The organism is Thermoflexus sp., from assembly GCF_042408365.1.
Classification (GTDB): Bacteria; Chloroflexota; Anaerolineae; order Thermoflexales; family Thermoflexaceae; genus Thermoflexus.
Genome location: NZ_JBHOQJ010000216.1, coordinates 1 through 6,565, shown reverse-complemented (window position 1 = coordinate 6,565; position 6,565 = coordinate 1). Strand labels below are relative to the sequence as shown.

Here is a 6,565-nt window from a genome sequence, read left to right as displayed (position 1 = left end):
CCTTCGGCGCCCAGCTCGCCCCCAAAATATCTTTTTTATCTCCCCCTCCCCACGGCATAAGCGTGGAATATCTGGGCTCATTTGTTAAATTCCATAAGCGCCCGGCTCCAAACGGCCCCGGCCCAGCCCCAGAAAAAATTTGGGGGAGGGGCCATCCCTTTCTTCACCGATGAGGGGTGAGGAACCCCTTGCCCCAACGAATGTCCGAACCTCAGTTCGGCCAGGGATTTGCATTGAGATGGGCTTTTCGATATAATTTTGCTAAATCAGGAAGCGAAAAGTCGATCCAGCGAAAGCTCGACCCAGCCACAACTGAATAGACGCGCCGCTCTTATCGAGAGTGGGCGGAGGGACCCGGCCCGATGAAGCCCCGGCAACCTGCCCGCCGAAATCGGCGGCCGATCGGCGAACGGCCGCGCGGGTAAGGTGCCAAATCCGGCAGAAGCGTTCGCCGCGCTTCTGGGAGATAAGGGTGGCCTGACCCCAAGGCCCCTTTCCCCAGAAGGGGCCTTTTGATTTACTTTGAGACCAGAGGGGCCAGGCTGCGTGATCCAGAAACCCGTGTGGCCGCGGGGATCGCCTTCCGCCAGCGGGCCAATCCCCGGACATCCCGAGATGCGGCGGATTCGCAATGAAAGACTGGCGGGAACGTATCGTTGTCGACCCTCAGATCTGCCACGGGAAGCCATGCGTCCGAGGCACGCGGATCCCGGTCTCGGTGATCCTGGATAATTTGGCGGAGGGCTTGACGCCTGAGGAGATCGTGGCGGAGTATCCGCCCCTAACGCTTGAGGATGTCCAGGCCGCCATCGCTTATGCGGCCGACTTGGTCCGCGAAGAAGAACTGGCGCCGCTCCGATGAGAGGCATCCGCATCAAGTTTGGGGCTCGCACACTTACGAATTTCAGAGGCTGTTTAGTGATCGCTGACGAGAAGCATATCCGAATCCGACGACCACCTGTCTCCTCGCAGGTGGGTGAGCCGCGCGGCGGAGATCGGTGAGAGGGGCAGCTTCCTCCCCGCCGCGGGCGTCTACGAAGACGGAAGGTTCTTTCAGACAACTGAATAGACGCGCCGCTCTTATCGAGAGTGGGCGGAGGGACCCGGCCCGATGAAGCCCCGGCAACCTGCCCGCCGAAATCTGGCGGCCGATCGGCGAACGGCCGTGCGGGTAAGGTGCCAAATCCGGCAGAAGCGTTCGCCGCGCTTCTGGGAGATAAGGGTGGCCTGACCCCAAGGCCCCTTTCCCCAGAAGGGGCCTTTTTGTTTACCTTGCAGGCCTCTCCTTGCTCCGCCGTAACGGTGACGAGGACATGCCGTCAGCCGCTTGGATCCCAGAAAAGAGCTAAGGAGGTGCCGGCGATGGACGTGCAGACGGAGACCGGATGCCCAACCCGGACGGAGACGCGCGGGCCTTCCACGCTTGCCGTCCACGGGGGCGGACCGCGCCACAACCCTTACCACGCGGTGGTTCCCCCCATCGTCCAGACGGCCACTTACGCCTTCCAGAACACCGCCGATCTGATCGCCTTCCAGGAGGCGAAATTATGGGGGGAGGCGGGTGGCCGGGTGGATTACGGCCGCTACGGGAACCCCACCGTGGCCGCCCTGGAGGCTCGGGTCGCCGCCCTGGAGGGGGCGGAGGCGGCCGCTGCCTTCTCCACGGGAATGGCCGCGGTCACCGCCATCCTCCTCGCCTTCCTGCGCAGCGGCGCCCACCTCATCGTCACCGAGGACGCCTACCGCCGCACCCGCCAGTTCATCCTTCAGTTCCTCCGCCGCTTCGGGGTGGAAGCGACGGTGGTGCCGATCAACGATTTTGAGGCGCTGGAGGCCGCGATCCGCCCCAACACCCGCCTGATCTTCACCGAAACCCCCACCAACCCCTACCTTCGCGTGATCGATCTTGAGCGGCTGGCGGAGATCGCCCGCCGCCATCGCATCCGGACGGTCGTGGACAGCACGTTCGCCACGCCGCTGAACCTGCGCCCCTTGGACTACGGGGTCGACCTGGTGGTCCACAGCGCGACCAAGTATCTGTGCGGCCACAACGACGTGATGGCCGGGGTGGTGGCCGGGCCGGCCGATCTGATCGCCGGCTTGCGGGAGATGCAGGCCATGCTCGGCGGCATCCTGGACCCCCACGCCGCCTACTTGGTGCTGCGGGGCCTGAAGACCCTGGCCCTGCGGGTGCAACGACAGAACGAAAACGGCATGCGGGTAGCGGAGTTCCTCAGCGCCCATCCGAAGATCCACCGGGTTTGGTATCCGGGCCTCCCCTCCCATCCCGATCACCCTGTGGCCCGCCGGTTGATGCGCGGCTTCGGCGGGGTGGTCACCTTCGAGGTCGCCGCCGACCGAGAGGGCACCTCGCGCTTCATCGACGCCCTGCAGATCCCGTATATCGCCCCCAGCCTGGGCGGGGTGGAGAGCCTGGTGGAACAGCCGGCGCTCATGTCTTACTACGAGATGGAGCCGGAGGATCGCCTCGCCATCGGCATCACGGATCACCTGGTCCGCCTCTCCTTGGGGATCGAGGACGTCGAGGATCTCCTGGCGGACCTCGATCAAGCGCTGGCCCGGGCGGGGTAGTCTCTCGCTGAGGCGGATGAGCCTCAGGGGTCTTCGGGGTTGCGGAAGATCACTGCTTCTTCACGGGCTTGGTCTTCTGAGGGTTTGAAAGTGAGCCGGACACCCAAGGTGTCCGGCTCACCCCCAAAATCCTTTTCATTCCCCCTTCCCGCGGCTCTTAGGGCCGTAGGAAATATGACAAGACGTTCCATCCTCAAAGTGAAGAAACTCCGACTCGTAGTCTGTACCCAAGTTACCCCCGAATAAAACCCGGAGGACGCTCGTTGTGCCTTTCATATGGGGGTTACGCCCAGGGTGTGTATCTGTCTTCTTGAAGCGTCGGTCGAGGCCACACCGAATAATTTCGTCGTATCGTTCGTCCATGGAAATACGGGGACGGGACCCGCCGTGTTCCTGACCTACTACAACAACTCGGAGCGGAACACCGTTTTCAATGATATCGTAATAGCGACCCAAGTGATGTAACTGCCCTTCGTAAAAAGGGCCATTGTGGGATTGCTTACAAACTGAGTAATACTTGCAGATAAAATCCCCGCCGGGGGACAATACCTCCGCTTCCAGGTACTGTTCCAACCGCTTACGCCGTTCCTCGGTCTTTGCTACCTCACACCGGAAGCCCATAACTCGCACCGGTGTCGGATGAAGTCCGCCAACGACGTGCGCTGGAGCCGCAGCGCCGCAGGTGATGTCAGCTCAACGCGCAGGGTGGGCGGCACAATGGAGTTACATGGACTATATTCCAGCCCAACGCCGATATTCCGCTGCTTTCTCATCGCCGATCAACGTTTCCAACAACAGCGCCGTGAAATGGAATATACGTGCTCCTAAGCCAGTTAGAATGTGCCCATCCCTTACGGCGGGTTCGGAACTTCGAATTCCACCTGCGAACGCTGGATGGCTTCGAACATCGGAACAAAATCGTCTTCCTTGCAAGACACCTGCTGCCCCCAAGATCACAGGAGCGGCACATACTGCCGCGATGATCTTGTTCGCTCGATCGAATTCTTGAATCAAGGAAATAAGGCTTTCATCGTGCAGCACTTGGTCGCGCTTTTCTCGGTCAATTCCTGGAAGCAAGAGAGCGTCATATTGCTCAGCATCAACTTGACTCACAGTTCGGGTAGTGATAGCCCTCAAGCCGGTCCCCCCTATAATCTCGGTGTGATTCAGTCCGACCACCTCAAATGGGACCTGGTAGTAGTGTAGAGCCATCACCGGAATGGCATACTCATATTCGGTGAAGCCATCGTAGAGTATGATGAGAACTTTCATGCCGGTTACTCCTCCCACACGGGTGACAGCGTGTGCTGCCCAACAGTTGGCGCTTCACCTGCGCCGCGAAGCGCAGCGGGGCGGCGTCAGGTAGAAGCGCGTGTTGGACGTACAGCCCACTTGTGTTTAAGTGTTCCTTGCCCGCTCCCGCAAGAAGGCGATCAGGTCCAGATCGCCAGGAGAATGTCCGTACTCCGCTAACAAGACACCAGCTTCGCCCCGAAATTGGGTTCCATGATTGACCACGTGGACCAACAAATGCCAGAGAACATCCTCATACGGCACACCTCGCGTCGTGGTGTACTTCACAGTACCTGCTAAGTCTTCATCGGAAAGGCCTACAAGGAAGGAACGCATGGCTTGTTCTTCTTCTCGCCAGCGACTGCGCAATGTTTCCAGGGTGGGTAACTCCCTCTCGGATAATAGAGCGGAAGGCGAAACACCTTCTTGACAGCGCATCCGCCATACCCATTCCGTCGAAAGGATATGAATAAGCGTGTTGCGCAGACTTCCGTGGCTCAATGTTGCAGGAGCGACAAATTGCTCTTTGCTAACCCTTGCCGCGGCATTAAGAACGTGCTTGTTTGCCCAATAGTTATACTCGTAGAGGAGAAAGATGGCATCCTTCTGCATGGTCGCTCCTTTCCTGCATGCACGACGAGTAGCTTGTGCGCAGTCGGTCACTTCCGGTCGACCCTCTTTGCGGTGTCAATGGATCAGCCAGCGGTTCGGCAGGGATGTTCATGACGAACTCCCCGGTGGCAGCGATATCCCGGTAAGCGATGTGCTCGACGTTGCAACCAAAAGCGATCACCGGCCCGGCAAAGGCGGCCATCATGATCCAGCTCTTGGGGGCCAGGTTGGGTTCCCCACGCTCATCGACCGTCGAAACCACCACGATTGGCCCAGGCAACACCGATGGACGCCACGTGTGCTTCTCCGGATCGAACGCCACCTTTGGCATCTGCCCTCCTCCGTTGATACCTAACGGCTCGCGATGGAGCCGCAGCGCCGAAGGCGCTGTCGGCTCCACCCACAGGTCGGGCGGCCTGTAGTTACTAGCCTCCTCGCCGGGGAAAGAAGCGCTTTAGCCCATCGAACTGTGCTCGGCGAGCCAGCGCTCAATGTCCGGGATGTGCTGCTGGTGGTGTTCGTACGAGTCGTTCGCAATGCACCGCCACAACTCCTGCTTGCGTTGCCAACGAGGCACCACAAACCAAGCCGTCCGCTCAGCGTCCGTTAACTCCTCGTCGGTCAGATCCGCCACGCATGCTTCCAGGTCCTCCCACGTCCGACGGAAGGTTTCGATGACCTCCACCACGTCTCGGTCTTTGTTGGCCTCGTAGACTATAGCGTTCCTCGCGTTCACATCGGGCTGGTCCAGCACGTCATCCACATAAACCCGCCCCGCCCGAGCCTCTTTGAGCCAGATCACGAGCGCGCGTTCGTACGCCTCGAAATGAGCCAGGATATCCTTCATCGAATAGAAACCCGACACCCCAGGGATCTCCATGCGATCGATCCCGACAGCGGCTAAAAGTTTTTCAAATTCCGCGCGCTCGGCTTTGAGGATGGCGAGGAATTCCTTCTGGTTCATACCGATGCTCCCAAGCGGCGCTTGTCGCGTACTGGGCCGCCCAATGGCCTGCGGTTCAGCCGCCATGAGCGGGGCGGTTGACTGGAAGCGTTGATCGGGCGGCGCATTGTTGTAACGGGGTCAAGGGATGAGCCCATTTTTCTCCCTCATAGAGAGCGGCAAGTAAAAAGGAAAAACAAACGCGGCTCCGCCGGGACCGGGCGGGAGCCGCGCTTGGAAGTACGCTCAAGGTGATCTCCGCGCCGCCGGGCGCCGGCGTGGGGATCCGCCCCCCGGTCGATGTCCCCACACTGCCGAAGGCTTTTTTGTTTAAGAGCCACCTCATTTGTAGCCCTAATCAGCCTTGCGGTCAAGGTGAATGCCGCCACGGGTGTGTCCCAATTTGGTCGGATGCGGTGAAAGCAAGTCGTCACTTGTGGGATGTGGGCCGTCTTCGGCAGCCCGCACCCCCCGAAAAAGCGAATTTTCCCCTCCCCAGGCGACTTCGCCGCACGGGGCGGGTCGCCTTCCAAGCGCGCTCTTCCGTTCGAGACCGGAACTGTGTCTTGCCCTTCAGGTGATGAACCTCACTCCCCCACATCCCCCACCTCATTTAAGATGGGGATGCAGATCCTTTTTGGGGGTTCCCATGGCGCTCTGGTATCTGGTGGAAACCCGCTACTGCCCGATCCTGCGGCAGGAAGTGGGATTGTTCGAGCAGCGGATCTACCCCCGAAGCGACCACATTTCGGATATGGCCTACCGGGTGATCGCCCGCCGCTGTTCCCACGATCTGATCTGCAACGCCAACGACCATATCCACTGCCGGTGGGCTTACACGAACCCCGCGTGGGATCCTTTTGAGGAATAGTTGCTCGGTTGCGAACCGCGGGGCGTAACGGTTCCGCTCCGGGCGCTGCCCTTTGGCGCCGATTGATGAATAAATTAGTCCGGACATTCCACGCTGATGCCGTGGGGAAGCGGATCGCCCCACCTTCCTTGATCCCCCCTCCCCACGGCCCAAAGGGCCGTGGGGAGGGGGATCAAGGAAGGTGGGGCGATCCGCTTCCCCACGGCATCAGCGTGGAATGTCCGGACTAATTTATTCATCAATCGGCGCCAAAG

Annotated in this window: 7 protein-coding genes and 2 riboswitches; of the genes, 3 read left to right on the top strand and 4 right to left on the bottom strand. The window is 60.2% G+C overall.

What is annotated here, in order from left to right:
* The first annotated feature begins 328 nt into the window (after window positions 1–328).
* A riboswitch (SAM riboswitch) is annotated at window positions 329–473 on the top strand.
* A 158-nt stretch (window positions 474–631) separates the two neighbouring features.
* Together ACFMO5_RS10265 and ACFMO5_RS10260 are read left to right on the top strand one after the other, a co-directional pair.
* A complete protein-coding gene (locus ACFMO5_RS10265) occupies window positions 632–862 on the top strand; it encodes a DUF433 domain-containing protein (protein ID WP_376792656.1) in 231 nt (76 codons plus the stop codon).
* Between the two features lie 215 nt (window positions 863–1,077).
* Window positions 1,078–1,223, top strand: a riboswitch (SAM riboswitch).
* Window positions 1,224–1,362: 139 nt separating this feature from the next.
* A complete protein-coding gene (locus tag ACFMO5_RS10260; RefSeq protein ID WP_376792655.1) occupies window positions 1,363–2,592 on the top strand; it encodes a trans-sulfuration enzyme family protein in 1,230 nt (409 codons plus the stop codon).
* A 732-nt stretch (window positions 2,593–3,324) separates the two neighbouring features.
* Here ACFMO5_RS10260 and ACFMO5_RS10255 read toward each other — a convergent pair.
* The 4 genes from ACFMO5_RS10255 to ACFMO5_RS10240 all read right to left on the bottom strand — a co-directional run bounded on the left by ACFMO5_RS10255 (window position 3,325) and on the right by ACFMO5_RS10240 (window position 5,461).
* Window positions 3,325–3,864 carry a DJ-1/PfpI family protein gene (locus tag ACFMO5_RS10255; protein ID WP_376792654.1) on the bottom strand — a complete coding sequence of 180 codons (540 nt, stop codon included), beginning with the start codon at window positions 3,862–3,864 and terminating at the stop codon, window positions 3,325–3,327.
* Between the two features lie 126 nt (window positions 3,865–3,990).
* Window positions 3,991–4,497: a DinB family protein gene (locus ACFMO5_RS10250; protein ID WP_376792653.1), complete on the bottom strand. Its 507-nt coding sequence runs from the start codon at window positions 4,495–4,497 to the stop codon at window positions 3,991–3,993.
* On the bottom strand, window positions 4,460–4,828 hold the full coding sequence (locus ACFMO5_RS10245; protein ID WP_376792652.1) for a flavin reductase family protein: 369 nt from the start codon (window positions 4,826–4,828) through the stop codon (window positions 4,460–4,462). The genes ACFMO5_RS10250 and ACFMO5_RS10245 overlap by 38 nt, the downstream gene beginning before the upstream one ends.
* A gap of 123 nt (window positions 4,829–4,951) precedes the next feature.
* Window positions 4,952–5,461 carry a ClbS/DfsB family four-helix bundle protein gene (locus tag ACFMO5_RS10240; RefSeq protein WP_376792651.1) on the bottom strand — a complete coding sequence of 170 codons (510 nt, stop codon included), beginning with the start codon at window positions 5,459–5,461 and terminating at the stop codon, window positions 4,952–4,954.
* A gap of 628 nt (window positions 5,462–6,089) precedes the next feature.
* Here ACFMO5_RS10240 and ACFMO5_RS10235 point away from each other — a divergent pair.
* Complete coding sequence (locus tag ACFMO5_RS10235) at window positions 6,090–6,311, top strand: hypothetical protein (RefSeq protein ID WP_376792650.1); 222 nt, start codon at window positions 6,090–6,092, stop codon at window positions 6,309–6,311.
* Window positions 6,312–6,565: the final 254 nt, after the last annotated feature.